This window comes from Xaviernesmea oryzae, from assembly GCF_900109605.1.
Classification (GTDB): domain Bacteria; phylum Pseudomonadota; class Alphaproteobacteria; order Rhizobiales; family Rhizobiaceae; genus Xaviernesmea; species Xaviernesmea oryzae.
Genome location: NZ_FOAM01000008.1, coordinates 1 through 26324 on the forward strand (window position 1 = coordinate 1; position 26324 = coordinate 26324).

At 62.6% G+C, this 26324-nt stretch carries 29 protein-coding genes and 2 pseudogenes; 10 read left to right on the forward strand and 21 right to left on the reverse strand.

Annotated features, from left to right (window positions below):
• Nucleotides 1–256, reverse strand: a pseudogene (locus BMX61_RS25485) (transposase); the annotation flags it as partial.
• 129 nt (nt 257–385) lie between these two features.
• Here BMX61_RS25485 and BMX61_RS11550 point away from each other — a divergent pair.
• Both BMX61_RS11550 and BMX61_RS11555 read left to right on the forward strand, forming a co-directional pair.
• A complete protein-coding gene (locus tag BMX61_RS11550; RefSeq protein ID WP_075629558.1) occupies nt 386–637 on the forward strand; it encodes a hypothetical protein in 252 nt (83 codons plus the stop codon).
• A gap of 62 nt (nt 638–699) precedes the next feature.
• The gene (locus BMX61_RS11555) at nt 700–954 is read left to right on the forward strand and encodes a hypothetical protein (RefSeq protein WP_075629557.1); all 255 of its coding nucleotides are present in this window, start codon (nt 700–702) and stop codon (nt 952–954) included.
• 55 nt (nt 955–1009) lie between these two features.
• Here BMX61_RS11555 and BMX61_RS11560 read toward each other — a convergent pair whose 3' ends face one another.
• From BMX61_RS11560 to BMX61_RS11575, 4 genes are all read right to left on the reverse strand, one after another.
• Nucleotides 1010–1336 (reverse strand): helix-turn-helix domain-containing protein, encoded by a 327-nt coding sequence (locus BMX61_RS11560; protein ID WP_075629556.1) that lies wholly within the window; start codon nt 1334–1336, stop codon nt 1010–1012.
• Nucleotides 1333–1680: a type II toxin-antitoxin system RelE/ParE family toxin gene (locus BMX61_RS11565; protein WP_075629555.1), complete on the reverse strand. Its 348-nt coding sequence runs from the start codon at nt 1678–1680 to the stop codon at nt 1333–1335. The genes BMX61_RS11560 and BMX61_RS11565 overlap by 4 nt, the downstream gene beginning before the upstream one ends.
• A 119-nt stretch (nt 1681–1799) precedes the next feature.
• Nucleotides 1800–2561 carry a hypothetical protein gene (locus BMX61_RS11570; protein WP_092742613.1) on the reverse strand — a complete coding sequence of 254 codons (762 nt, stop codon included), beginning with the start codon at nt 2559–2561 and terminating at the stop codon, nt 1800–1802.
• Nucleotides 2558–2917, reverse strand: coding sequence for a hypothetical protein (locus BMX61_RS11575; protein WP_139198914.1), 360 nt, complete (start codon nt 2915–2917; stop codon nt 2558–2560). Before BMX61_RS11575 ends, BMX61_RS11570 begins: the two co-directional genes overlap by 4 nt.
• Nucleotides 2918–3077: 160 nt before the next feature.
• On the opposite strand from BMX61_RS11575, the gene BMX61_RS11580 reads away from it, so the two are divergent.
• Entirely contained in the window at nt 3078–3641 is a 564-nt protein-coding gene (locus BMX61_RS11580; RefSeq protein WP_075629552.1) for a recombinase family protein, read from the forward strand.
• Nucleotides 3642–3797: 156 nt separating this feature from the next.
• Here BMX61_RS11580 and BMX61_RS11585 read toward each other — a convergent pair whose 3' ends face one another.
• The 10 genes from BMX61_RS11585 to BMX61_RS11630 form a co-directional block, all read right to left on the reverse strand.
• Nucleotides 3798–4283, reverse strand: a complete 486-nt coding sequence (locus BMX61_RS11585) for a hypothetical protein (RefSeq protein WP_075629551.1) — start codon at nt 4281–4283, stop codon at nt 3798–3800.
• A 14-nt stretch (nt 4284–4297) separates the two neighbouring features.
• Complete coding sequence (locus BMX61_RS11590) at nt 4298–5803, reverse strand: type IV secretory system conjugative DNA transfer family protein (protein WP_083639620.1); 1506 nt, start codon at nt 5801–5803, stop codon at nt 4298–4300.
• Entirely contained in the window at nt 5800–6027 is a 228-nt protein-coding gene (locus tag BMX61_RS11595) for a hypothetical protein (RefSeq protein ID WP_075629550.1), read from the reverse strand. The genes BMX61_RS11590 and BMX61_RS11595 overlap by 4 nt, the downstream gene beginning before the upstream one ends.
• On the reverse strand, nt 6024–6545 hold the full coding sequence (locus BMX61_RS11600) for a hypothetical protein (RefSeq protein ID WP_075629549.1): 522 nt from the start codon (nt 6543–6545) through the stop codon (nt 6024–6026). The genes BMX61_RS11595 and BMX61_RS11600 overlap by 4 nt, the downstream gene beginning before the upstream one ends.
• A gap of 29 nt (nt 6546–6574) precedes the next feature.
• Complete coding sequence (locus tag BMX61_RS11605; protein ID WP_075629548.1) at nt 6575–7846, reverse strand: relaxase/mobilization nuclease domain-containing protein; 1272 nt, start codon at nt 7844–7846, stop codon at nt 6575–6577.
• Complete coding sequence (locus BMX61_RS11610; protein ID WP_075629547.1) at nt 7843–8289, reverse strand: hypothetical protein; 447 nt, start codon at nt 8287–8289, stop codon at nt 7843–7845. Before BMX61_RS11610 ends, BMX61_RS11605 begins: the two co-directional genes overlap by 4 nt.
• A 225-nt stretch (nt 8290–8514) precedes the next feature.
• On the reverse strand, nt 8515–8991 hold the full coding sequence (locus BMX61_RS11615) for a DUF1810 domain-containing protein (protein ID WP_075629608.1): 477 nt from the start codon (nt 8989–8991) through the stop codon (nt 8515–8517).
• A 321-nt stretch (nt 8992–9312) separates the two neighbouring features.
• Nucleotides 9313–9894 carry an IMPACT family protein gene (locus BMX61_RS11620; RefSeq protein WP_075629546.1) on the reverse strand — a complete coding sequence of 194 codons (582 nt, stop codon included), beginning with the start codon at nt 9892–9894 and terminating at the stop codon, nt 9313–9315.
• Between the two features lie 195 nt (nt 9895–10089).
• Complete coding sequence (gene putA, locus BMX61_RS11625; protein ID WP_075629545.1) at nt 10090–13806, reverse strand: trifunctional transcriptional regulator/proline dehydrogenase/L-glutamate gamma-semialdehyde dehydrogenase; 3717 nt, start codon at nt 13804–13806, stop codon at nt 10090–10092.
• 222 nt (nt 13807–14028) lie between these two features.
• Entirely contained in the window at nt 14029–14403 is a 375-nt protein-coding gene (locus tag BMX61_RS11630; protein ID WP_092742684.1) for a YkgJ family cysteine cluster protein, read from the reverse strand.
• A 272-nt stretch (nt 14404–14675) separates the two neighbouring features.
• On the opposite strand from BMX61_RS11630, the gene BMX61_RS11635 reads away from it, so the two are divergent.
• Nucleotides 14676–15710 carry a proline racemase family protein gene (locus BMX61_RS11635; protein ID WP_075629544.1) on the forward strand — a complete coding sequence of 345 codons (1035 nt, stop codon included), beginning with the start codon at nt 14676–14678 and terminating at the stop codon, nt 15708–15710.
• Between the two features lie 30 nt (nt 15711–15740).
• On the opposite strand, the gene BMX61_RS11640 is transcribed toward BMX61_RS11635, so the two are convergent.
• Both BMX61_RS11640 and BMX61_RS11645 read right to left on the reverse strand, forming a co-directional pair.
• Complete coding sequence (locus BMX61_RS11640; RefSeq protein ID WP_075629543.1) at nt 15741–16211, reverse strand: hypothetical protein; 471 nt, start codon at nt 16209–16211, stop codon at nt 15741–15743.
• A 112-nt stretch (nt 16212–16323) separates the two neighbouring features.
• Nucleotides 16324–17031, reverse strand: coding sequence for a Crp/Fnr family transcriptional regulator (locus BMX61_RS11645; protein WP_075629606.1), 708 nt, complete (start codon nt 17029–17031; stop codon nt 16324–16326).
• A 198-nt stretch (nt 17032–17229) separates the two neighbouring features.
• Between BMX61_RS11645 and BMX61_RS11650 the strand changes: the two genes are divergently transcribed.
• From BMX61_RS11650 to BMX61_RS11675, 6 genes and pseudogenes are all read left to right on the forward strand, one after another.
• Nucleotides 17230–17628 (forward strand): DoxX family protein, encoded by a 399-nt coding sequence (locus BMX61_RS11650; protein ID WP_083639626.1) that lies wholly within the window; start codon nt 17230–17232, stop codon nt 17626–17628.
• A gap of 222 nt (nt 17629–17850) precedes the next feature.
• Nucleotides 17851–18483: a nucleoside triphosphate hydrolase gene (locus tag BMX61_RS11655; RefSeq protein WP_075629541.1), complete on the forward strand. Its 633-nt coding sequence runs from the start codon at nt 17851–17853 to the stop codon at nt 18481–18483.
• 128 nt (nt 18484–18611) lie between these two features.
• Nucleotides 18612–19661, forward strand: coding sequence for a dihydroorotase (pyrC, locus tag BMX61_RS11660; protein ID WP_075629605.1), 1050 nt, complete (start codon nt 18612–18614; stop codon nt 19659–19661).
• Nucleotides 19660–20028 (forward strand): annotated as a pseudogene (locus BMX61_RS11665) (glyoxalase superfamily protein); the annotation flags it as partial. The gene pyrC and the pseudogene BMX61_RS11665, both read left to right, overlap by 2 nt.
• Nucleotides 20029–20063: 35 nt before the next feature.
• Nucleotides 20064–20753, forward strand: a complete 690-nt coding sequence (locus BMX61_RS11670; protein ID WP_075629539.1) for an orotate phosphoribosyltransferase — start codon at nt 20064–20066, stop codon at nt 20751–20753.
• Nucleotides 20754–20903: 150 nt separating this feature from the next.
• Nucleotides 20904–21830 (forward strand): carbohydrate kinase family protein, encoded by a 927-nt coding sequence (locus tag BMX61_RS11675; RefSeq protein ID WP_075629538.1) that lies wholly within the window; start codon nt 20904–20906, stop codon nt 21828–21830.
• On the opposite strand, the gene BMX61_RS11680 is transcribed toward BMX61_RS11675, so the two are convergent.
• From BMX61_RS11680 to BMX61_RS11695, 4 genes are all read right to left on the reverse strand, one after another.
• A complete protein-coding gene (locus BMX61_RS11680) occupies nt 21775–22209 on the reverse strand; it encodes a type II toxin-antitoxin system RelE/ParE family toxin (RefSeq protein ID WP_324610616.1) in 435 nt (144 codons plus the stop codon). The genes BMX61_RS11675 and BMX61_RS11680 overlap by 56 nt on opposite strands.
• A 2-nt stretch (nt 22210–22211) precedes the next feature.
• Nucleotides 22212–22448 (reverse strand): CopG family ribbon-helix-helix protein, encoded by a 237-nt coding sequence (locus tag BMX61_RS11685; RefSeq protein WP_075629537.1) that lies wholly within the window; start codon nt 22446–22448, stop codon nt 22212–22214.
• Nucleotides 22449–22516: 68 nt separating this feature from the next.
• Nucleotides 22517–24142: a glucose-6-phosphate isomerase gene (gene pgi / locus BMX61_RS11690; protein ID WP_075629536.1), complete on the reverse strand. Its 1626-nt coding sequence runs from the start codon at nt 24140–24142 to the stop codon at nt 22517–22519.
• 102 nt (nt 24143–24244) lie between these two features.
• Nucleotides 24245–25960, reverse strand: coding sequence for a long-chain-fatty-acid--CoA ligase (locus BMX61_RS11695; protein WP_075629535.1), 1716 nt, complete (start codon nt 25958–25960; stop codon nt 24245–24247).
• Between the last annotated feature and the right edge of the window lie 364 nt (nt 25961–26324).

The window sequence follows — 26324 nt, forward strand, 5'->3', positions numbered from 1 at the left end:
CCAGTTCAACGAGGGTCTCAAGCAGAGCGTCCCAAACTCCTTGTTCAGCCCACCGGCGGAAGCGCACATAGACCGAGTTCCACTTTCCGTAGCGCTCATGCATATCGCGCCAGGGGCAGCCAACCCGAAGAACATGCAGCATACCGTTCAGGTATCGTCAATTGTCGTGCGAGGGCCGGGATTTCCTACCGCGTTCGGTGGGTAACAGACCCTCAATGATCCGCCACTCCATATCCGTAAGGTCGCCACGAGCCAAAGCTGCCTCCCAAAAAGCAGTCTTGAATCATGCTTCCCCTGATTTGGAAATCCACTTTGTCAACAGGGCCTAAGACTTTGGGCGTTGGAGGAACAGGCGAAGAAAGCAATCGTCAAAGGCGCTTGCTTCATGCTGGTATGCTACGATGTCTGGGACAGGCTGAAAGGCGATGACGATCTCGGCTATTACTATCCCGCCTTTACGACGGTCGCGCAGGTTCGCGAATTTCTGCAGAAGGTTCAACTCGGTGCGAATACGGCGAGCGGTTCGGCGGATGTCTGCGAGGCGGTGGTAGACTTGTCGCGTGCCCGTGAAGGGTGGCACGTTTCATTGTGCGAGGAGCCAAGCGCGTGGCTCGCCCGCATGAACGGCATGCATTGAGCGCCGGACAGCCGGAAGCCGAGGACGGCAAAACTTCGTTTGAATCAGAGAGGTGTTTTTAAATGGCTTTGAGGGGTGATGTAGGTGGCCTGACCGAGGCGTTTTTGCTGGAACTGATCGGGGAGCAAAAGGAGCGGACCGGTGCATTGGAGGAGAATACGCCGCTCAACCGCTACAGCATCGAGGCGAGCGAAATCATGCAGGAGTGCTGCGCACGAATGATCGACGGCGCGGCGACGGTGGACGATCTTCTCGGTGAGATGTTACGGCGGCAAAAAGTGGCGGCCGAGCGGCATGGCGTATGGGGGCAGCTCTAGCGGGCAGATGGCGACGACCCGACTTCCAGCAGGTCGCCGAGTATCGGCGTGAGGATCACAGGCGCATCTCGGCCGGAGCGCCAGGTTGGACACGCGGGCGGACTTCGACGGAAACCTCGACCTCCCGACCCAAAGCTCCGAGAATCGACGCCAGCCGCTCGAAGCTAAAGCGTTCGATATTTGCCCGCCGGATGCGAGAAAAATCAGCATGGCTGATGCCGGTCTCCTGCTCGGCCTTGCGGGTAGACCATTGGCGTTCATCGAGCGCCTTGATGATTTCTGCGGCTAAGACCGCCCTTGCATGGCGAAGGTCCGCATCGTGATAACCGAGATCACGAAAGACATTCCCGCTTCCGCGTATCAGTTCAAAATCGTCATTCATTGCAGTGCCTCCTTCAAGCGCTTGAGCCGTTCGCGGATCAGATCGATTTCCGCTTTCGGGGTGGCTATTCCCGATTTTGACTTCTTCTGGAAGGCATGAACGACCCATATGTCCGCGCCGATCTGCACGACATATACGACCCGATAAGCCTCGCCCTGATGCTTCAATGCGAGTTCGAGAACGCCCGACCCGAGGCCCGTGAGGGGTTTGGCGATTAAGGGGTGTCCGCCTGCGGAAACGATGTCGAGCGCATCCGCCAGTTTGTCACGCGCACCAGCCGGAAAGGCGTCGAAATCCTTTCTTGCGGTCTTGATCCATGAAATGCGCCGGGTGTTGCCTACCATCGATTAAATGGTGTCAAATTTGCCACCATCTGTCAAGAAAATAACCGAGCACGCGCGTTTGGAATCGGAAGGTCCGATAAGGCGGGCTGTGGATGAAAATTTTGGTAGAAGCGAACCGACTACGGCACGGCTGCGGCGAAGCCGGTCTGGCGCATCAGCACATCCATATTGTTCGGTAAGGCCGAAGCGCTGGCGGTCAGAGGAGGAGCCGTTTCAGTCTTCGGATTTTCAAGATTGAGCTTTTGCCTTACGGCTTCTGGCATAGTCTCGGCGAGGTCCGCTTTCAGACGGCCCAACTCGGCATTGGTGATCTCACCCTTGTCAAGACGTTCGCGGGCGGCATCAAGTCTTTGCTGGTAGTCGAGCAGCGCCTGACGCTCGGCGGTCAAACGCGCTTCCTCGTCGTTCACTCCTTTAAATACCTCCCATTTTGGCTTCTTGTCATCGATGCTGGTCGCGTCAATGACAGTGGATGCAATTTCCTGCCCATGCTCGTCAAAGACACGCTTTCCGTCCTGTGTTTTGAACACACGGCGACCGTCAGGCAAGACTTGCGCTTGCCCCAACATTATTTCGATCTGATCTTCCACCCGGTCCAAGGCGTCGCGATTTTCCATCAGGGCTTCGACAGTTTTGGTGTCGTATGTATCGAGTTCCGAGCGGAACTCGATAATCGCTCGCGGCGGTGCAAGGGCCGTTTCGATTGCGTCCGCCGTGTCGTGATCGCGCTTTTTCTCTTCGACGCGCTCGTGCTCCGCTTCCCGTCTCATCCGAGCCTCGAACCGGGCAAGCTTCAGCTTTTCCAGGACGAAGTCCTTCTCCAGCGCTGCCGCCAGTGCAAACTCCTCTTTTCGTGTCAGCGGCAGAAGGGTGTGCATCATTCCCCGCATTTCTGTTTCACGAGAACATCGACAATCGAGCCAGGTGGGTAGGTCGGATATTTATCGAATGCGTCGTGGATCAGTTTGAGGTTGCTTTTGTCCTTATAATACCAGTCGTAGATGCACCCCAGGCCCGTCTTCTGCTTGCCGTCCTTGTTGTAGCGGGCAATCGCCAGTCCTTCGATAACGCCTGCAAGATAGGCGGCTCTCTGCTCAGAAGACATTGCATTCATCACTTTTCCGGCGTCGAACGCATCCCCCTCCGCATGGACTGAAGAAAAAGAAAGCAATGAAGACAGCAGCGTCGCCGGGATTATCTTAGTAAGATCGTAGTATTTATGTAGATTATCGATCACCTTAAGGCTCGGTTTTGTTATTATTTGAATAATAGCGCCGCTTTCTGCTAGGATATTATAGAAATTAAGGGGTGCAGGTCGGAAGTGAGCAGCCCGCCGTCGAAGAGCGATAAGGAGCCTTTATGTGAGGCTCAAAAAACCATTAAAGTTTTGAATTACAATGAGAAAAATAGCATATATCCGTGTTTCGACACCCGACCAGCGCCATGACCGACAGATCATGGGCTTGCGGGACATCTGCCATGAAATTCACATCGAAACGGTGTCGGCATGCAGTGCCCGCCGCCCCGTCTACGAGAAAGTGTTGACGCTGCTCAAGCCCGGCGACATGCTGGTTGTCTGGGATTTGGACCGGGCGTTTCGCTCGGTGGTGGACGCTCTGACCGAAGCCGAGAAACTTCGCAGCCGAGGTGTTCACTTCCAGATCGCAACGCTCAATATCGACACGTCCACGCCCGCCGGAATCTTCGTTTATACGATGCTTTCCGCGCTGGCAGAGTTTGAGCGGCGTACGCTGTCGCAGCGAACAAAAGAAGGCATGGCAGCGGCCCGGCGCAACGGAGCGCGGATCGGCAGACCGCGCGCTCTGACCGACGAACAATTGCAGACCGCTCGCCGCGACATCGAGGGCGGCAAGACCGCCGCCAGCGTTGCGCGGGAATTGGGCGTCTATCACTATACGCTGAGCCGATCATTGAGCCGTCAGCAGATGAGAATATCGTGATCTTTATACTGTTCAACAATGCCCAGACGGACCGAATACCGGCGAACGACAACGGAGATTTCGACCCGTACCACGATCCCTGGCGTTGATGGCACACGCGTCGACCACGATGCGACATGCATCCTGACGAGCCGACAGGGATCGTGAAGTATCGTGTCAGGACAATTCCCGCCAGTCCTTCCCGGCATCGTAGCAATCGGTAAAGCGCATCGTCTCCAGATGACGGAGCACATCACGCATGTAGAGTGACCGCACGGGGTCGCGGGCCAGGCAATCCAGCTCCATCTGCGCCAGCACCATCGCATCGAGAATGTTGCCGCGCGCAGTCGTGAACATTTCCCTTGCGAGCGCTTCCGGCTCTGGAAGCGGGCCGGTCGATCTCCAATGGCTCAATTCTTCAACGAGCCCCGCGCGCGCCTCGGCATAGGTAAGGCCGCAAATCTCGACCAGAAACCGCAGCACATGCAGGGACGACCATCGAATTTCGCCGTCCACTGCGCTCCGGCCGCCATAGATTTCACCATAGGTGATGCGGTCAGCCTCAGCGCGCCGCATGACACCGGCTGGAACGCCGTGAAGCGAGCCAAGCATCGCATAATAACGCTGGATGCCGTCATTGATGCGTTTCTCACTGTCAGACATTATCGGTGTCTCCGTTATCCAAGGTTTCGTTTGTCGGGCGTACCGGCGTCCGCGCGTAATTCCCGCAAGATGTCGAGCACGTCCGCATCCGCCGAGGCAGACTGGGTTGGCTCGGGAGCCGGAAGGGAAAGAGGCCCGGCTTGCGTCAGCCACTCGTATTTGTCCGGCTTGAGCCGGACATCGCGGAGCAGGCCGCTGACCTCCCGCCGTTCCCAGAAATTCGGCATCGAAACCGTGAAAAAGCCGAAGTCGCGAGATTCCAGAAGGCCGGTCTCGCCGCCAGTCACCTCCCGGATATCCTCTACCTGCAACAACGGCCGGGATTGTTCGACGAGGTTGTCGCCCGATCCCGGCACCTGGCTCGCCGAGACGTTGAAGCCGCGCACCATAACGGAGGTTTTGCCCGAACGGTGCTCGATATCGCGCAAGGTGTCATTGTCGGGCAGTCCGCGATAAAGCGTATGCGCGACCGCCTTTTTCCAGATGCGGGCCGTCTCGCGCCCGTAGCGGGCTTCGATCTGCGCCGCAGCATTCTGGAAAACCCCGAGAAAGTTGATGCCGCCCTGCCGGTAGAGCGTCAGGATTTCCGGGAAGTTCGAGACATAGAGCTGGCCCCATTCCTCGCCGACGACGAGGGCGCGAAGCGGACCGGAGGCATCGGCGAAACGCTCGATCACGGCGGCGGTCATCGCCCCGACGAAGCTTCGGCTGGTTTCCGACCGGGCCGAGCCGATGATGAACAATGCACTGCGCTCGCGCTTCATTTCGGCCGGATCGAATGTGTTTCGGTCCGTCGCCAAGCGCCCGGCCGATCCCCGCTGAAAACCTTGCAGCCGCTCCAGAATGACCGAGGCATAGGCGTTCCACTGGTCGCGGGATTCGGTCATGCTGGCGATCTGGCGGCACATGCCTGCATCGTCCTGCATTCGGGAATCGGACGCCCAGAGCCTCAAATCCTCGGCAATCTCCTCCGGCCCACGACCGTAGAAATCCCAGAGTCCGCCTGCCGTGCAGGCCCAGCGTTCGGACGCAAACAGCGCCGTGATCTTGTTATAGAGCGCAAACGCGATGCGGACGCCCAGACCGATCCAGCGATGCGCGGGGTTCGGATCGATCGGTACAAGGTAGCTCGCGGCGTCGTAGGCGACCTCGCCGACAATGGGCCGCAGCGCGCTTCGCGCCGCGACCTCCAAAAGCCGCGTATTGAAATTGTAGCTCTCCGACGGATAGCCGTAGAGCTGGCCGGGATTGATGAAGCGAACCCGGTAGCCCTGCCGCGCAAGCGTCTTCCAGGTCACCCAGGCCAGTTCCGCATCCTTCGGATCGGTGATGATCTTCGTCAGGTGGGCGGTGCGCGGCGAGACCAGATTGACGCCGAGGAACCGGGCGAGCTTGCCTTTGCCAGCCTGTGCATCGATGGCAACAGGCTCGGTCCCGTCATAGACGAGCGGACGGCCGCCGCGGAAGCCGAGTTCGATCCCGCATCGAACGGGACGATGGGCGGTCGGGTCTCTCATCATAGCCCCGACTCCCGTAGCTTTTCCGGGTCGTCGAGCCGTGCCGTTCCCAGAGCGCCGCTGGGATTGGCGTCCAGCATGCCCTGAAGCTGGGCGGCGGCAAGGCGTTCCGCTTTCGCCCGCGCGATCCGGGCCTGCGCCGCATCCTCCCAGCCCAGCCGCTGCTGCGAATGCGACTCCAGCGTCCAGAGTAGATGGTAAAGTCCGGTGAATACCCGCAGGCTCATTTCCATGCCTCCTCTCGATCGTCCCAATTTGCGAAGGTGAAAGGGCAATCCCGGCATTCCGGCCGATCCGGATCGGGCATCTGCGGCTTGGGCTTCGGCGTTGGCTTGGGAAGCTGGGGCGGGATCGACGCAGGCATTGCAGTGATTTCGGTGGGCTGCTGCTCCTCGCCCCTGAGGAGGGCAATGCCGAGCGATCCGCCGACATATCCGCCGATCATGAGATAGACGAGCCAGCGGCTCCAATCGAACGGCGACTGAAACAGCAGCGAGCTAAAGGCGGCGAAGGCTGGAAGGGTGACGATCCCGATCAAGCCTCGATAGACGAACCAGCGGGCTTCTTCCGGCTCGATTGTGGCGCCTGCGATCGTGATCGGCCTGAACCACGCGCAGAGGGCGATGAGCGTCAGGATCATCGCGAGGAAGGAAGCCAGGGCGAAGACCAGCAGGGCCGCTATCGCTATGAAGGCGAAACCGATCCCCAACCCCGCCGTTTCGGCATTGTTGTTCTGTGACGACATGCGCATTCTCCTTTCCGGTTGAGTGGGTGTCAGCGTTCGAGTTTGAGGCCGATCGACATGTCCTGTGCTGCTCCGGCCTGCGGCGTCTCGCCGGAGAACTTCAGATACCGGCCGATCTCGCGGCGCAGTTCGAGAAGCTGGGCGGCCTGCGCGCGCCGCAGGTCCTTGAAGCGCTCTTCAAGGACGGCCCGCTGGCTGCGTTGCGCATTGATCAGGGACTGACGGTTCTTCGCCTGTTCGGCACGCTGCCGCTGCGCTTCGGCTTCGTTCTGGCGGCGCACTTCCTCATAGCGGCCGGTGATGCGGTGCCAGAGGCCGCGCAGACCCCTCGGCAGGCGGTCGGCGCGGACGCGCGTCGTAGCCAGCCAATCGGCGGCCTGCCGCTCTTCGAGCTTCTGCCGCGTCTGGCGGTGCAGCACCGTCATTTCCGCCTTGTAGTCGTTGAGCTTGGCTGAGCGCCCCTGAAACCGTTCGCGGGATTCGGCGACATGGCGGCGGATGGCCGGACGCATGTGCTCGCCGATACGTTTCCTGACATCTGCGAGATCGGGAAGTGCCGCGCCGTTGCCGAGACGGGCGCGGACCTCCTTCGTCTTCAGGCCGAGGGCGCGGGGTAACGACCAGACTTCGCCCGTATGATCGAGAACGACGAGACCGCGCCTGTCGCCCCGGCCAAGGAAAAACCCGTGCTCTTCCAGGCTCCGCCCGAAAGAGGCAGGGCCGTCCGAACGGCTCCAGCAATCTTGCAGCACCGCCTTCAGCCAGCGCGGGTCCATGCCCTGCCGTTTGGCCTGCTGCCATTCTGCGAGAGTGAAGGTGGTCGGATCGCGCCGACCGGATTTGACGATACCGTGCGGCATCGTCCAACCGTGTTCGAGGTAAAGATCGCGGGACAGGCCGGTCAGCTTCTGTTTGTAGAAGGACATGGGCCTTGCCGTCATGGTCGCGGCATCGATCCGGGACCAGACGCAATGGGCATGTCTTCGGCCGTCCTTTTCGTGGAAGACGACCGCACGCGGTTGCCCCTGAAGCCCCAGCCGTTCTTCGATCCGGTCGACAGTGCGCTCGAACACCTCCGCCGGAACGCGGGCATCGGCAGGCGGGTTGAGCGACAGCGAGAACAGATATTGCTGGCAGCGCGTGCCCCGGCTCACGGCCTCCGCCTCCCGGAAAGCGCCGTTTAGGTCGCCTGCCGCGAAACCGCGCAGCTCGTGCAGGCTGACATGCTCGTTCTCTTCGGTTTTCATGAGATGTGCGGCAAGGTCCCGCCCGCCGCCGCGCTGGGAAGCGTTGAGGATCATGACCTGTCCTCCCGCAATTCCGGCTTGAGGCCGAGCGCTGTCATCAGGAGGATGCGCACGCCACGGACGGCACGAACCGAGTCGATCAGTTCGGCTTCCGTCTCCGGCGTCATCGGGAGCGCGCCGACATTGGCGAGATAGGCAAGCTGGTTAAGGTTGGATGAAAGCCGCGACCGGCCGAGAAGGGCGAGGACCTGTGCGAGTGCCTGCCGGTCCTCGACCGAAAGTCCCGTGCGCCGCATCCGGACGGGCAGCGGCGCACCCGTCACCTTGGCCTTGATATAGGCCCCGAGCGGCGCGCCCTTCGCCTCTTCGATCAACCGCGCCCGCTCGTCTGCCGTTAGCCGGAGACTGAAGGGAGAGGCGCGACGTTTGCGAAGCGGCGCAGGCCGGTCTTCCTCAAGTCCTGCCGCTGCGGTGTTGAAACCATCGCTCAGGGACATGGCGGCACCTGCAAATCCTGCGACTTGCGGTGCTCAAGGAAGGTGTTCCAATCGGCAAGAATTTCGAAGAGTTCGTTCGAGGCATCGCCATCAAGGCGCGCCATTTCTTTCCAACGACTTAGTGCTGTATTACTCTTCCTGATTTTGGGTCAGGATTAGGTGTGCTTGCGCCTGCGCACGTCCTCAGGTTGGCGTCGCGTCAAAGATCTTCATCACAATGTCGCCTTACGGCAGTTGCTTCAACAGCTCGATCGTCACCAGATCCGGTTTCCCATCGTAGAATTTGCGAATGGCGCTCCTGAACAGGCTGGCATCCAGACCGGCGGTTTCGGACAGGGTGGCAAACAGCGTCATGGAGGACAGGAATTTCAAGTCGTCCGGCGTGCTGAAGATCTCCCGTGCGCTCAGATCCTCTTCCTGGTCCATGACGGCCTGCGTGGCGGCGACAAGACGCTGCCCGAGGCAGGAATGGCCGAGAAAGGCCAGCGCCTCTGCTTGGCCTGATAGGGCGAAATGCTGCGCTGTCGAGGAGCGGCCGAGGCCGGCGAGCTGGGGGAAAATGAACCACATCCAATGGGTTCTCTTGCGCCCGGCCTGCAATTCGGCGAGCGCAGTCGGATAGACGCCCTTCTGCGCGTCGATGAAGCGCGAGAGATGGAAAATATCCTTCTGCTCCGCTTTCGCCGCCGCGCCGGCCGGCATGCCGCCATGGCCATAGAGAATATCCAGCGCTGCCATTTGTCCTCTCCTTGAAACGTGTCTCTTCGGTGCAAAGCGTTCGTTCGGCACCGTCTGCCAGACGACCTCGACGCTTGCTCGGGCCGCTTCGCCCGCTGCTGCCGGTCGTTAAACAAGGAAATGGTCTCTTGGTTCGACGGGATCGCGTTTGTGCTGTGCCGGTCCTGCGCTCCTACGGCCCGACAGCTCCATCCCAGGCTTGGCGCAGAAAGCGCGCGGCGACCCGTCCAACGATCTCCGCAGAACCGCGCCGTCTGTCGAATGCACCTGTGCCCGCTAATGCGGTCAGTCGAGGGCGAGCATGCTCTGCCCACGTGTCAGGTCGCGCACCAGATCGGCGATCGTCTGCGTGGCTGTCGCCGGCAGGGTTAAATCGAGGCGCGGGCCTGACGCGTCAAAATGTTCGGCAGTGATCGTGACACCCTGCTGGGCGAGGCGGGCCTTGATCCGCTGCAGGTCGGAGAAGCTGACGGCCAGCGAGGCGCTGACGGTCTCGATATGCTCGATGCGCGGCGCATCATGCAGCGCCATGGCTGCCGTGCCACCGTAAGCACGCATCAGTCCGCCGCTGCCCAAGAGAATGCCGCCGAACCAGCGCGTCACCACGACCACGACCTGATCCAGCCCTTGCCCATCGATAGCCGCCAGAATCGGCCGGCCTGCCGTGCCGCCCGGCTCGCCATCGTCGCTGAAGCGATAGATTTGGCCGAGGCGATAGGCCCAGCAATTATGCGTGGCGGAGGCATCGCTGACCCGGTCGACGAAGGCCCGCGCCTCCTGTTCGTCGGCAATGGGGGCGCAGGCCGCGAGAAAGCGGCTCTTGCGCACCTCCTGTTCGAGGGTCACGGGTTCGGCGAGCGTCAGCATGATCGCTCGCTTATAGGCCCTTGCCCGCGCCTGTGCGAAGCCTTTTTGCCATGTGGCCTGCGGAGCGTTAATCCCGCGTGTTCCGGGGAGGTCTGGCTCCCATCGGATCACGAAGCGCGCATCGCCTGCTGCGTCTTGCGCGCGCCTCGTCCGCAGCTTGGGCCGGTATACGCAAAAGGGCCGGCCGGCATCTCGTCAGCCGATCGACATCAGGCTGGCATTGCCGCCGGCGGCGGCCGTGTTGATGCTGGTGGAAACCTCCTCCAGAAGGAAGTTCAGACCATAGGCCTCGGGATTGTCGGCCAGCGCCTGGCTTGAGGCGGCCTGGGTCAGCACCAGCGGGCCTGGCAGCATGGCAATGCGCCGCTGGACGTCGAGGATCTCGTCTCCTTCGCCCTCGATCAGTGCGCCGGCAAAGGGGCCTGCAGCCGTCCAGTCGGCGGCCTTGGTGATGCGCCGTGCCACGCCATCGGGCAGGCCGGCAAGGCTTGCATCCAGCCCGCGCGCGGTGTCGATCACCGCCTCATTGCCGGTTGCCAGGACGGCTGAAAGCTGCCGCATGAGCCCTGTCTGCGTCTTTGCCACCAAGAGAATGCGGCCACGCGGATGAAGCGCATAGAGATTGCGCTCGCCCACGGGGCCGGAAAGCTCGGTGACGAAGCCGAGCGCCGAGCGCCCGCCGATCTCGCGCGCGGCTTCCGCGTCCGCACTGTTGCCCCTGGCTTCCAGCCAGCGGGCAAAGTCGGTCAGGCCGGCATCGACGCTGACCGAATTGATCTGCGGCGGCAATGGAGCGACCTGTGTCAACCGACCGAGATAGAGCGGTCCACCGGCCTTGGGACCGGTGCCAGACAGGCCGCGCCCGCCGAAGGGCTGCACGCCGACCACCGCGCCGATGACATTGCGGTTCACATAGACATTGCCGACCCGAACGCGGCTCGTCACATGGGCGATGGTTTCGTCCAGCCTTGTGTGCAAGCCGAAGGTCAGGCCATAGCCGGTGGCGTTGATCGCGTCGATCAGCCGGTCCAGCCCATCGCGGCGGAAGCGCACCACATGCAGCACCGGCCCGAAGACTTCCCGCTCGACATCGCCGATCTCGCCGATTTCGATGATGGCGGGCGCGACGAAGGTGCCGTGCTGCGTGCCATCCGGCAGCGCGATACGCTCGACCTTGTGGCCGCGCGCGGCCATGGCGGCGATATGATTTTCGATATTGGTGCGTGCCTCCTCGGTGATCACGGGGCCGACATCGACGGAAAGACGGTCGGTCCGGCCGATGACCAGTTCGTGCAGCGCACCCTTGAGCATGGCGAGCACGCGATCGGCCACATCCGCCTGCAGGCAGAGGATGCGCAGCGCCGAGCAGCGCTGACCGGCGCTGTCGAAGGCAGAGGCGACGACATCGGCCACCACCTGTTCGGCAAGCGCCGAGGAGTCGACGATCATGGCGTTCTGCCCGCCGGTTTCGGCAATCAGCGGGATCGGCTTGCCTTGGGCCGAAAGCCGATCGGCCAGCTGGCGCTGGATCAGCCGGGCAACCTCCGTCGAGCCGGTGAACATCACGCCGGCTGTCTGGGGAGCGTCGACCAGCGCCGCGCCGACCTTGCCATCGCCGGGGAGCAAGTGCAGCACATCCTCGGGCACACCAGCCGCGTGCAGCAGGCGCACGGCCTCGGCGGCGATCAACGGCGTTTCCTCGGCCGGCTTGGCGAGCACGGGATTGCCGGCGACCAAGGCTGCGGCGACCTGCCCGGTGAAGATCGCGAGCGGGAAATTCCAGGGGCTGATGCAGACGATGGGGCCAAGGCCCTGATGGGCGGGTCCAAAGGTCTTCAGCGCCTGTTCGGCGTAATAGCGCAGGAAATCCACCGCCTCGCGCACTTCGGCAATGGCATTGGCGGCGGATTTGCCGGCCTCGCGGATGATCAGGCCCAGCAGGAGCGGCATGCGCGCTTCCAGAGCGTCAGCGGCGGCGGTGAGGCAGGCGGCGCGGGCAGAAGGCAGGGTGGCGGCCCAGCGTGCGGCCGCACCGGCGGCGCGCGCCATGGCCGCAGCGACGTCGTCGGGCCCCGCGTCCTGCACTTGGCCGACACGGTCGCGCCGGTCGCCGGGATTGGCCACGGTGGCCGCGCGGGCCGGATCGAAATTCACGCCGGTGGGGGCTGCCTGCCAGTCGATGGTGACGCTTTCCTTCAGTCGCGCAGAAAGATCCGCCAGAATCGTTTCATCCGAGAGATCGAGCCCGGCGGAGTTGCGCCTGTTGCCATAGAGATCGGCCGGTAGCGCGATCTTCTCATGCCCCGCGCCGGGCCGCGCCATGGTGCGCACGACATCGGCGGGATCGGCGATCATCTCCTCGACCGAGACATTGGGATCGGCAATGCGGTTGACGAAGGACGAGTTGGCGCCGTTTTCCAGGAGACGGCGCACGAGATAGGCAAGCAGCGTTTCATGGGTGCCGACCGGTGCATAGATACGGGCCGGGCGGTTGAGCTTTTCCGCGCCCACCACCTCGTCATAAAGCGGTTCGCCCATGCCATGCAGACACTGGAACTCATAATCGCCGATCTCGAAGGCAGGTCCGGCCAGGTGATGAATGGTGGCGAGCGTCTGGGCGTTGTGGGTGGCGAATTGCGGGAAGATCACATCGCGCGCCGCCAGAAGCTTGCGGGCGCAGGCGATGTAGGAGAGGTCGGTATGGACCTTGCGGGTGAAGACGGGGAAGCCGGGCAGCCCGTCGACCTGGGCGCGCTTGATCTCGGCATCCCAATAGGCGCCCTTGACGAGGCGCACCATCATCCGATGGCCAGAGCGGCGTGCGAGATCGATGATGTAATCGAGCACAAAGGGGCAGCGCTTGCCATAGGCCTGGACGACAAAACCGAGGCCATTCCAGCCCGACAGCGCCGGATCGAGCCGCAGCGCTTCCAGAAGGTCGAGCGATAGCTCCAGCCGGTCGGCTTCCTCGGCATCGATGTTCAAGCCGATGTCATAGCCCTTGGCGATCAGCGCGAGATCGCGCACACGCGGCAGAAGCTCGGCCATGACGCGGGTCGCCTGGGCGCGGGAATAACGCGGATGCAGCGCCGACAGCTTGATGGAAATGCCCGGGCCCCGATAGATGCCACGCCCGGCCGAGGCCTTGCCGATCGCATGGATGGCATGTTCGTAATCGGCATAATAGCGCTTGGCATCGCCGGCCGTGGTCGCGGCTTCGCCCAGCATATCGTAGGAATAGCCGAAGCCCCTTGCTTCCAGCGGGCGCGCGCGCTTGACGGCTTCCTCGATGGTTTCGCCTGTGACGAACTGCTCGCCCATCATGCGCATGGCCATGTCGACGCCGCGGCGGATCACCGGCTCGCCAGCACGCGCGATCAGGCGGGTCAGCGCGGTGGCAAGGCTGCGGTCGTTGACGGTCGAGGTCAGCCTTCCGGTAACGACGAGGCCCCAGGTGGCGGCGTTGACGAAGAGCGAGCGTCCGCCGCCGAGATGGGCGCGCCAGTCGCCATGGGCGATCTTGTCGCGGATCAGCGCGTCGCGCGTCTCGACATCGGGAATGCGCAGCAGCGCTTCCGCCAGGCACATCAGCGCCACGCCCTCCTGGCTGGAGAGCGAGTATTCCTGCACCAGCCCTTCGACCCCGGTTCCCCTATGCTTGGCGCGCAGCGCCACGATCAGCTTGCGTGCGGTCTCGCGGATCGCTGCCTTGTCGCTATCCAGCAGGCTCGCTGCCTCCAGCAGCGGTGCAACGGCTTCGGCCTCGTCGCGCCTGTAGGCGGCGCTGATCGCGGCGCGCAGAGGCGTCGGGGAAGAGACCGGCGGGGCAAAGGCGGCGAAGGCCGGTGGGGCCGGATCGTCGCTCGATGCGGCTTCGAGGGAGGGGGTGCCGGTCGGCTGGGGCAGGGACATCTCGGTCGATCCTCATGGGGTCAGCGGGCGCGGCATCGGGCCCGGCCGGCAGGTGCCAGCATCAGTCGTGAGGATAGATCGAACGCCGGCAAATGACGATCCGGATAAATGCGCTCATCCTAGAGGATTTATCCGATAAAGTCGAAAATTATAGAGAAATATTCGCCATACGCTCGATAAGTCTGGCGATGTGAAACCTCCATGTGCCTTGTCCCGTGCTTCCTACGCCGCTGCTTCGGCAGCGCGTTGCAGGGTTTCCGTCAGTCTGGCACGGGCCATTAGGCATTCGGGATCGCCTGGCATGCAGTCCCGACAGACGATGGGCCTGACCGCATAGATCCGACAGCCGACGTGAAGACCAAGCGTGCCGTCAAGCGCCAGGCAGCGATCCGCCTCGCAGCGCATGCCGCTCAAATCCGCCGCGACAAGGTCTTCCGGGATCTTGTCGAGATCCTCGTCGCTCTCCAGGGAAAAGCGTGGCCATTCCTGCGAATACGCGCAGCAGGCGCCGCAGGCCTGACAGTCGAAATCATCCGTCTTCAGTGCTTCGGTGCTGAGGAAGACGGCTGCGGCTTCAGCAGGAGACGGATCACCCATCAAAGGGACGGCCGGGCTGGCGGTTTGCGACATAAAAGACTCGACATTGGCAAATGGCTTTGTCCCACTCTAACCGATATCGCGCAAAGCCGCGCGCAGCATTTAACCTACAGGGCTCACACGCTCTGGCGACAAATTGTATGCAGGCAAAGCGGGGAGCCCTTTGCAAAGCGACCGGGGCTCGCTATCACCGTGGCAGAAGTCTCTGATGGACGGCCGGAAGCGCTGACTGTCAGAGCACGATCGTTATCCTTCAGGGAGCTTGAAGACCGATGAGATGGAAGCGCACGATCCAGCTTCTGGACGTTCATTGCGAAGGCGAAATCGGCAAGGTGGCGATCGGCGGCGTGCCGAAGATCCCCGGCAATTCGATCGCCGAGCAACTGAACCACATCAACACGGTGGATGACAGCCTGCGCCGTTTCCTCTGCCTGGAGCCGCGTTCCGGCTCGATCGGCTCGGTCAATCTCCTGGTGCCGGCCAAGCGGCCGGAAGCCGATTTCGGTTTTATCATCCTGCAGGCCGATCAGGCCCATGCCATGTCCGGCTCCAATTCCATCTGTGTGACCACGGCGCTTCTGGAATCCGGCATGGTCGAGATGAAGGAGCCGGAGACGGTCGTGATGCTCGACACCGCCGCCGGCCTGGTCAAGGCCACGGCCACCTGCCGCGACGGGCGCTGCGAGCGCGTGACGCTGACCATGGTGCCCTCCTTCGTCGAGGCGCTGGATGTCGAAATCGACACGCCGCAATGGGGCCGGATCAAGCTGGACCTCTGCTTCGGCGGCATTTTCTATGCGCTTGTCGATGTCGAGCAGATCGGCACAACAATCGAAAAGGCGAATGCCCGCACGCTGGTCGAGGCCGGCATGATCCTCAAGGATCTCGTCAACAAGGCCGTGCCGCTCGTCCATCCCGAAATTCCGGAAATCCGCGGCGTCGCCTATGTGATGTTCCGCGGGCGCGAGGCCGATGGCGCCGTGCGCACCTGCACGACCATGTGGCCCGGCCGCGTCGACCGTTCGCCTTGCGGCACTGGCAGCTCCGCCAATCTGGCGACGCTGCACGCGCGCGGCCTTGCCAAGGTCGGCGATGTCTTCACCTCGCGCTCGATCATCGGCTCGGAATTCCAGGCAGGCATCGTGCGGGTGACGGACGTGGCGGGACGGCCGGCCATCGTGCCGACCATATCGGGGCGCGGTTGGACCTTCGGCCTGCACCAAGTCTCGCTCGATCCCTTCGACCCCTTGGCCGAAGGCTTCGCGCTCACCGATACATGGGGCCCGCAGGCCGGCGAGATCCGCTAAGCGTTTCGCTCGCCTTTTTGCCTTCAGACCTCAGCGCGTGCTGTCCTGGTCCTTGTCGCCGCTCAGTAAGGGGGCGGCGACAGCGGCCGTGCGAAGCGGTTCCTCGAAGACACTGTCGATCTGGGCGATATCGTCCTTGGCCGTCGCGAGAAGCTGTGCCGAAAGGCGATGGCCGCCGCTGGCGGCTTCGCGCAGCATGGCAAGCGCCCGCGCCGGCGCGCCTGAGCGATAGAGCGCGCGGGCGAGCTGATAGGTCTGGCGCGCGCCGCTGCGTTCGCGATAGGCCTCGCGACAGGCCGACAAGGCCTCGCCGATCTTGATGCTGCCAAGATTGACGGGCGAAAAGGCCGGGTTTCGATCGAGATCGCGCGGATCGCCTGCCTTTGCATCGCAGGCCTCGGAGGCAGTCGTGTGGGTGGCATGGGAAGCCTGGGCCGGCAGGCCAAGGCCCAGCATGATCAAGCCTGATGTGGCCATCAGGAGGCGTGAACGCGCGGTCATCGAAGTCGTCCCTCTTCTGCGAGTTAAGAAACGTTAAACTTCGGCTTTTGATCCGTCTGTTCCCTCGGAAACGCTAGAATTAGGGATGCCCAGCTATCCCCGCAGATGGGCATCAGGCCTCGTCCGGCTCGGCCAGCCGCATCAGGGGATGAAGCAGGCAGGCGATGACGCCATCGGCACCGCGCCTGATGGCGCCGGCTTCTTCCAAGGCGAGAATGGCTCTGTTTACCTTGGGCCGGCTGGCGCCGAGGATGCCGGCAATATCCGACTGGCTGAGCGACAGGCGCAGATGCGCTTCCGGCGGCAGATCGGTCCCATGCAACTGGCGCAGCAGCGTCAGGAAGAAGCGGGCCACCCGGGCATTGAGCTCGTACAGCGCCAGTGTTTCCAACCGGTCGTTGGTCTCGCGCAGCATGCCGCAAATATGGCGGATGATCGCCTCGGCGGCGGCCGGGCGATGGGTGACCAGATCGAGAAACGCCGCCTTGCCGATGACATAGGCCTCGGTCGGCGCAACCGTGACCGCGTCGGCCGAGCGAGGCTGGCCATCCAGCACCGACATTTCGCCAAAGAGGGCGCCCGGCTCGATCGAGCGCAGCACCAGCTCACGCCCTTGCGGGGTGATCAAGGACAGCTTGATGCGCCCCGACAGCACCGCAATCAACTCCTGCCCTTCGTCGCCGCGCTGAAACAGCACCGTGCCGGCAGGCCATTTGCGGTAATGCGCAAGGCTAGCCAGCCGCGCGATCGTTTCCCCGTCAAAATCCTCGAAGATCGGAAAGGAGCGCCAGAAGGCCGGGCTTTTGGATGTCTCGCTCATGAGGTCCATTGTGATGAGGTGTATCTATCCACTATCTTACGCGCCTTCACTCCTTGGCAAGCATTCACGCTGCCGTGATCGCGTTGACGATCTCCTTGGATTGTTCTCTGAAAGTGAACGATGCGTCGTCGCCTTGCCTGCTTTTCCGAATGAAGGAAAAGGCTAGATTGGCTTCATTCGAACCCGATGGAGCCCTCCATGTCCAACAGTGCAGTCATCCTCGCCGGCCGCATCCTGATGTCGGTCATCTTCCTTTTGTCAGGCTTTGCCAAGATCACCCATCTCGGTGGCACGGCTGGCTATTTTGCCGGCCAAGGCCTGCCGGTGCCAATGGTGACGGCAACCATTGTCTCGCTGGTCGAACTCGGCGGCGGTCTGGCCATCCTGCTCGGATTCTTTACCCGCCCGGCCTCGATCCTTCTGGCGGTCTTCTGTGTGGCCACCGCTTTCATCGCCCATGCCAATTTCGCCGATCAGATGCAGCTGATCAACTTCCAGAAGAACCTGGCCATGGCCGGCGGCTTCCTGATCTTGGCTGCCTATGGCGCCGGCGCTCTGTCGATCGACGCGCGCCGCGCCGGCCCGTCCTTCGCCTGATCCAGAGGGCGTCCAATCTCTTGCAGCGCCCGACGGCATTTCGCCGGCGGGCGTTTTGTTATGACTGGCGCCAAGTCTTGCCGGATGCGCGCCATCTTATGTCAGCTGCTTGAAACACTGCGCATTTCCCGCCATGACTCGCGACGACGCCGCGCCTGCGGCAGGGATCAGACAGCATCAGGGTGACTTTCGTCATCCTGCTTTTGCGAAAGGGGAGGGCGAATGGATCTGGAGCAACTGGCTGGCGAGGTGCTCAAGCGCGTTGAAGGACGGCAGCGGATGATCGTTGCCGTAGCCGGGCCTCCGGGCTCCGGCAAATCGACCCTGGCCGATGCGCTGGCCGAGCTCCTGGTCGCCAAGGGTGAAAGCGCGGTCGTGCTGCCGATGGATGGCTTCCATATGGACAATGGCATTCTGGAGGCGCGCGGGCTTTTGAAGCGCAAGGGCGCGCCCGAGACCTTTGACGTGCGCGGCTTTGCCGATATTCTTGAAGCCGTGCGTACCGGCTCGGAAGAGGTTCTGGTGCCGGTCTTCGATCGTTCCCGCGAAATCGCCATCGCCTCGGCCCGGCCGATTGCGCCGGAGACGCGCATCATCGTCGCGGAAGGCAACTACCTGCTCCTGGACGAGACGCCCTGGTCACGGCTGGCGGATGCTTTCGACCTCACCATCCTGCTGTCCCCGCCACGCGCGGTCCTGGAAGAGCGGCTGCGGGCACGTTGGGTCTATTATGGCCTCGACGAGGCCGGCATCGAATGGAAGCTCTACGGCAACGACCTGCCGAATGGCGACCGCATCCGGGAAAAGGCGAGGGTCGCCGATATCACGCTTGAGGCAATCGCTCTGCCGGAATGAGCCTGCGGCCCCCTTCGTCGGTCATTCTCTGCGAAGGGAATTGTCACGGACCAAGGAAGAGTGATATCCGGGCGGCGCCGCCTTCATTCCCTGCCGCCTGCCCGGAGACGCCGATGCCCGCCGATGCTCTGAAGACGCTCACCCTGCGCCGTCCGGACGATTGGCACCTGCATCTGCGCGACGGGGCGATGCTGCGCGGCGTCGTGGCCGACAGCGCCCGGCATTTTGCTCGCGCCATCATCATGCCGAACCTGGTGCCGCCCGTCGTCACCACGGGCGATGCCGAGGCCTATCGCGCCCGCATCCTCGACGCGCTGCCGGAAGGCAGCCGCTTCCAGCCCCTAATGACGCTATATCTGACGGAGCACACGGCGGCCGATGACGTTGCCGCCGGCAAGGCGAGCGGGCTGATCACCGCGGTCAAGCTCTATCCGGCCGGGGCCACCACCAATTCCCATGGCGGCGTGCGCGACCTGAACAAGGTGATGCCGGTGCTCGAGCGCATGGCCGAGATCGGTCTGCCGCTCTGCGTCCATGGCGAGGTGACGACCGCAGAGGTCGATATTTTTGACCGCGAAGCCGTCTTCATCGACACCGTGCTCGATCCTCTGCGCCGGCGCCTGCCGGAGTTGAAGGTGACCATGGAGCATGTGACCACCAAGGACGGCATCGACTATATCGAGGGGGCCGAGCGCAATCTCGCCGGCTCGATCACCACGCACCACCTGATCATCAACCGCAACGCCATTCTCGTCGGTGGCATCAGGCCGCATTACTACTGCCTGCCGGTCGCCAAGCGCGAACTGCACCGCCAGGCGCTGCGCAAGGCGGCGACCTCGGGCAATGACCGCTTCTTCCTCGGCACCGATTCAGCGCCGCATGTCGACCCCTTGAAGGAATGCGCCTGTGGCTGCGCCGGCATCTATACCTCGATCAACACCATGAGCTGCCTCGCCCATGTCTTCGAGGAAGAGGATGCGCTGGACCGGCTGGAAGCTTTTGCCAGCCGCAACGGCCCGGCCTGGTACGGTCTGCCCGTCAATGAGGAGACGATCACGCTCACGCGCCGGGCCGAGCCTGTGACCTTCCCTGAGAAGATCGAGACCGGGGCGGGCCCGGTCACCGTCTTCGATCCGATGTTCCCCATCCATTGGGAGGTCGAGGCGAACCATGGCTGAGCCTGCCGGCCTTTCTGCTGCAATCCCGATCCTCCGGATCTTCTCGGTCGAGAAGGCCATGGAGTTCTATCTCGGCTTTCTCGGTTTCAGGCTGGATTGGGAACATCGCTTCGAGCCTGGCATGCCGCTTTACGCGCAGGTCTCGCGCGATGCACTCGTCCTGCATCTCAGCGAACATTTCGGCGATACCACGCCAGGCACCCGCATCTTTGTGCCGGTTGCGAATGCGCGGGCGCTGCAGGCGGAACTGGCGGCGCGTGATTTTCCCTTCATGCGGCCCGGGCTGGAAACGGTGCCCTGGGGTCTCGAAGTGACCGTGACCGACCCCTTCGCCAACCGCATCACCTTTTGCCAGCGCAACACCTGACTGTCACAAGACGACCGACCGCAAGGACCTGCCCGATGATCCAGACCCCCTTCTGCGACAAGGCCACCATGGCCAACCAGCTTGCCCGCATGCTCTGGGAGATCAAGGCGGTGCATTTCCGCCCCGAGCAGCCCTATAAGCTCGCCTCGGGCATGGCGAGCCCGGTCTATATCGACTGCCGCAAGCTGATCTCCTATCCGCGCATCCGCTCGGCGGTGATGGATTTCGCCGCCGCCACGCTTCTGTCCGAAGCCGGCTTCGAGCAGTTCGATGTGATTGCCGGCGGCGAGACGGCAGGCATTCCCTTCGCCGCCATGCTGGCCGAGCGCCTTGCCCTGCCAATGATCTATGTGCGCAAGGCGCCGAAGGGCCATGGCCGCAACGCCCAGATCGAGGGCGATATGCGCGAGGGCGCGCGCGTGCTCGTCATCGAGGATCTGACGACAGCAGGCGGCTCGATGTTCACCTTCATCAATGCCGTGCGCGCTGCCGGCGGCATTGTCGATCACGGCATGGCGCTATTTTACTACGACATCTTCCCGGCCGCGCGCAGCGAGATGCTGGAGAAGGGCGTGACCCTGCACAACATTGCCACCTGGCGCGATGTGCTGGCGGTCGCGCGTGAGAAGCAGCTTTTCGAGACGAACAAGCTGGCGGAAGTCGAAAGCTTTCTCAATTCGCCGCTCGACTGGTCGGCCCGCCATGGCGGCGTGGCCAGTCTCTAATGCATCGAACCGAAAGGTAGGAACCGGTTTTCGGGGCAGATCCAATGCCACAAAGCTTAAACCGACCTGCCGAGACTTACGCTCTGGCCTTTTTCAAAGCCTTGGCGTAAGCCGATCTAATCGATTGAACCTTGCTGGGGGACCCGCGAAATGATCATCTGCTGCGGAGAGGCGCTGATCGACATGCTGCCGCGCCAATCTGACCGTGGGGAGGGCGCTTTTGCGCCTTACGCAGGCGGCGCGGTCTTCAATACGGCTATCGCGCTCGGGCGTCTTGGCATTCCCACCGGCTTCTTCACCGGGCTTTCGACCGATATGTTCGGCGATATCCTGCGCGAGACGCTGAAGGCCAGCAATGTCGATTTCGCGCCTTGCGCCACCTCCGACCTGCACACCACGCTCGCCTTCGTCAAGCTGACCAATGGCCATGCGAGCTACGCCTTCTTCGACGAGAATACCGCCGGCCGGATGATCACCGAGGCTGACCTGCCGGCGCTCGGCGATTTCTGCGAGGCGCTGCATTTCGGCGCCATCAGCCTGATCCCGGAGCCCTGCGGCTCGACCTATGAGGCGCTGATGGTGCGCGAGCATAAGAAGCGGGTGATCTCCTTCGACCCGAACATCCGCCCCGGCTTCATCAAGGACAAAGAGGCTCACCGCGCCCGAATGCTGCGCATGGCCGCCATGTCCGATATCGTCAAATTCTCCGACGAGGATCTGGACTGGTTCGGCATGGAAGGCAGCCATGAGGAACTGGCCGGCCAGTGGCTGGCGCGCGGCGCCAAGCTGGTGGTGATCACCAAGGGCGCCGACGGCGCGGACGGCTACACCGCGCGCGGTAAGGTTTCGGTCGGCGGCGAGAAGGTCACTGTTGTCGATACGGTCGGCGCCGGCGACACCTTCGATGCCGGCGTGCTGGCCTCGCTGAAGCTCAACAATCTCCTGACCAAGGACGCGGTCGCCACGCTCTCCGAAGAGGCGGTGCGCGCAGCCCTTGCTCTCGGTGCCAAGACCGCTGCCGTCACCGTTTCCCGTGCAGGCGCCAATCCGCCTTGGGCAAGCGAGATCGGGCTGTAAGGCCCATTTCTGAACAAGAACGTCTTCGTCGCCCTCGGGCTCGTCCCGAGGGCCTGCCGTTCGTGGATCCGGTCTTTTCAAGCTGTGCGACTATAGCTCGCGCGGCCATTTCTGAGCGGCGTGAAGGATGGGGATGATTTCGATGTCTTCGCCACGAAAGCGATAGGCAATAATATAGGGGAATGTCGACGAGCACGAGTTCGCGCGTTCCTCGAACCCTGCCGATCCCGACGCTTTCCGGAAGTTCTGCCAACGTCTCCACGCGAGAGGCAATTCGCGTAAGAATGCGCAGCGCTGCATTCGGGTTGGAGGCTGCGATATGGTCACCAATCTCTTCAAGCCTTCGCAGTGCCCGATTTGTCCACGTGATTGGTCGCATCGTCAGGACGGGCGGGTGGCCTTGGTGTATTTACCAATGACTGCCGCCAGCTCCTTGCCGCTTGCGAAACTCCCGCGATCTGCCTCTGCGAGCCGTGCCTTAATGTCCAAAAAGTGGAAGTCTTCGCGTGCCACGAAGTCTTCAATAGCTTCTGTCAGCATCGTGGAGCGCGAACGGTCGAGCCTTTCAGCCAGTTTCGCAACAGTCTCGTCAGGGAGGCTTATGGTCAGGTCACTCATTTGAAAGGCCTTTCCGATTGGCCAGATGTTTGGCCAACCGGTTCGTCGCGTCAAGACAGTTTGACAGATCAGCCCTTCGCCGCCAGCAGCGCCTTCACCAGGCCTGCCGTCGAGCTGTCATGGCCTTCGGCACTCTCCTTGCCTTCCACGACCGGCAGAAGACCGGTGGCGAGTTCCTTGCCGAGCTCGACGCCCCACTGGTCGAAGGAGTTGATGTTGAACAGGGCACCTTCGACGAAGACGCGGTGCTCGTAGAGCGCGATCAGGCGGCCGAGCGCAAACGGGGTCAGCTTGTCATAGACCAGCGTCAGGGACGGGCGGTTGCCGGTGAAGACGCGGTGGGGCGCGATGCGGGCGATGTCGGCTTCCGGCATCTTCTTCTCTTCCAGCTGCGCCCGGGCTTCCGAAAGCGGCCGGCCCTTCATCAGCGCTTCCGACTGCGCCAGGCAATTGGCGATCAAGAGATCGTGCTGGTGGCGCAGCTCCGGCTCATGGCCATTGGCGGCGATCATGAATTCGGCCGGGATGACGCTCGTGCCCTGGTGAATCAGCTGGTAAAAGGCGTGCTGCCCATTGGTGCCGGGCTCGCCCCAGACGACCGGGCCGCTGTCGCCGTCGACAGGCGTGCCGTCGATGGTGACGCCCTTGCCGTTGGATTCCATGTCCAGCTGCTGGAGATAGGCCGGAAAGCGCGACAGGCGCTGGTCGTAAGGCAGGATGGCGCGCGACGGGTAGCCGAGCACATTGCGGTGATAGAAGCCGATCAGGCCAAGCAGCATCGGCAGGTTCTGGCGGATGGGGGCGGTGCGGAAATGCGTGTCGATCGCATGGCCGCCGGCCAGGAACTCACCGAAATTCTCCTTGCCGATGGCGATCATCAGCGGCAGGCCGATGGCTGACCAGATCGAATAGCGCCCGCCGACCCAATCCCAGAAGCCGAAGACACGCTCCGCATCGATGCCGAAGGCGGCGACCTTGTCGAGCGCGGTGGAAACGGCGCAGAAATGATGCCCGACCGCATCCTCGCCCAGCTTGTCGGCGATGAAGGCGCGCGCTGTCTTCGCATTGGTCATGGTTTCGATGGTGGTGAAGGTCTTGGAGGCGACGATGACCAGCGTGGTCTCGGGCGCGACGAGCTTCAGCGTATCGGCAATATGCGCGCCGTCGACATTGGAGACGAAATGCAGGCGCGGGCCATCATGATAAGGGGCAAGCGCCAGCGTCGCCATGACCGGGCCGAGATCGGAACCGCCAATGCCGATATTGATGACATCGGTGATCTTCTGACCAGTCGCGCCCTTCAGCGTGCCGGAGCGGATGCCGTCGGAAAAGGCGCCCATGGCCTCGAGAACGGCATTGACGTCACCCATCACGTCCTGCCCATCGACCAGAACGGGCGTGTTGGCGCGGTTGCGCAGTGCCGTATGCAGAACGGCGCGGCCCTCGGTAAAGTTGATCGGCGCGCCGGAGAACATGGCATCGCGCTTCTCCGTGACCTTGGCGGCGGCGGCCAGCTCTTCAAGCCCGGCCAGCACCTCCTCGTTCACGGCGCATTTGGAATAGTCCAGCAGGAGGTCGTCAAGGGCGACGCTGAAATGGTCGAAACGCTGGGGATCGGCGGCGAAGGCTGCCCGAAGGTCGGTGGCCGAGGTCTTCGTGGCAATGGTCTTGAGCTTGTCGACAAGCGCATTCATCAGGGAACTCCCGCTTCTGATTTCGCGGGGCACGCTACTGCAAAATGTTGAAAATCAAAATCGATCTCCTGACAAAAATATGCAGGACATGGTTCCGATCTGTCATGCGTCTGTCTTGATGTCGCGCAGTTCCCGCCGCAGAATCTTGCCGACGGGCGATTTCGGCAGCTCCTGGCGAAATTCGATATGACGCGGACGCTTGTAATTGGTCAGGTGCTTGGCGCAATGGGCGCGGATCTCGTCTTCCGTCAGCTCCGGCCGCCGGCGCACGACGAAAAGCTTCACCGCCTCGCCGGAATGCGGGTCCGCCACGCCCACAGCGGCGCATTCCTGCACGCCCTCCAGCGTCATCACCACCTCCTCGATTTCGTTGGGGAAGACATTGAAGCCGGAGACGAGGATCATGTCCTTCTTGCGGTCGACAATTTTGACGAGGCCATTCTCATCCATGAAGCCGATGTCGCCGGTGCGAAAGAAGCCGTCGGGGAAGATGGCGCGCGCGGTCTCCTCCGGCATGTTCCAATAGCCCTTCATCACCTGGGGGCCGCGAATGCAGATCTCGCCGGTTTCGCCCAGCGGCAGGCTCAGCCCCGCCTCGTCGCGGATGTCCACATCCGTTGAGGACAACGGCAGGCCGATAGCGCCTGTGAAATCCGCCAGGTCAAGGCGATTGGCGGTGGCCACCGGCGAGGTTTCCGACAGGCCGTACCCCTCCTTGATCGGGCAGCCGGTCACGGCCTCCCAGCGCTCGGCCACCGGCCTTTGCACCGCCATGCCGCCGCCGAAGGTCAAAGCCAGGCTGGAATGGTCGAGGGTGCGGAAATCCGCATTGTTGAGCAGGGCGTTGAACAGCGTATTCAGGCCCGGAAATATGGTGATGCGGTTCTGGCCGATTTCCTTGACGAGGGCAGGGATGTCACGCGGATTGGGAATCAGCACATTCAGCCCGCCGAGCTTCAGCCCCATCAGCGCATTCACCGTCAACGCGAAGATGTGGTAGAGCGGCAAGGCGCAGAGAAAGACGATCCGGTCCGGCCGAGGCCGCGTGACGAAGGCGGTTTCGAGCCAGAGGCCCAGCTGCGTCATGTTCGACAGGAGATTGGCGTGTGTGAGGATCGCGCCCTTGGACACGCCGGTCGTACCGCCGGTATATTGCAGGAAGGCGATATCGGACGGGCCGACGGCGACCGGTGACAAGGCCAGCCGGCGTCCCTTGGCCAGCGCCTGCCTGAAGGGAACATGGCCCGGCAGCGACCAGCGCGGCACGAGTTTCTTCACGTGGCGCACGACGGCATTGACGATCACGCCCTTAAAACCCAGGCAGTCTCCCAGGCTCGTCACCAGCACATGACGCACCGCCGTGCCGGGCAGGGCCTGCTCCACGGTGGCGGCAAAATTTTCCAGCACCACCAGCGCTTTCGCACCGGAATCGGCAAGCTGATGCTTCAGCTCGCGGGCCGTATAGAGCGGGTTGATGTTGACGACCGTCAGTCCGGCCTTCAACACGGCAAACAGCGTGATCGGGTTCTGCAGCACATTCGGCATCATCACGCCAACGCGGTCGCCTTTTTCCAGTCCGAGAGATTGCAGGAAGGCGGCCAGAGCCTCGGCTTCGGCTGCCAGGGCGCGAAAGCTCAGCGTGCTGCCCATGCAGGCATAGGCGCCGTGCTCGGAAAAGCGGCGGCAGCAATCGTCGAAAAGGGCGCCGATCGAGGCATGTTCGAGCGGCGGAATATGAGCCGGAACGCTTGGATGATAGGATTTCAGCCAGGGTTTGCGCGCGCCCTGCGGGGGCATAGAGACACTCGTTTCCGGCATATCAGTCCTCCCGGTCGTCCAAGGCGCTTACGCGCAGGCCGTCCCCATGCAGCCTCGCGAGAGCGGACTAGCGAAACCTGTCGACGGTCTTCGCGCAAAATTCCGCTCTCGATATGTCATGTGGATCACGGTTCAGAGATCCGACCAAGCAGATCTGAAACTTGATCCAGTCGCGGCGCCGGCAGCCGCGCCCGGAGATGGCGGGCTCCTCCCCGTCAGCCCTCCCGGCGCCTTTGCGCTGTGCATGTTGCCGCAGCGTCATCTCATGAAGGCGTAAATGACCTGTACGTAAACGTCAATAAGCCATGTGTCTTGCGCAGGGAAGATAGGACGCATGCGCATAACTCGCAGAGGGGCCGATACG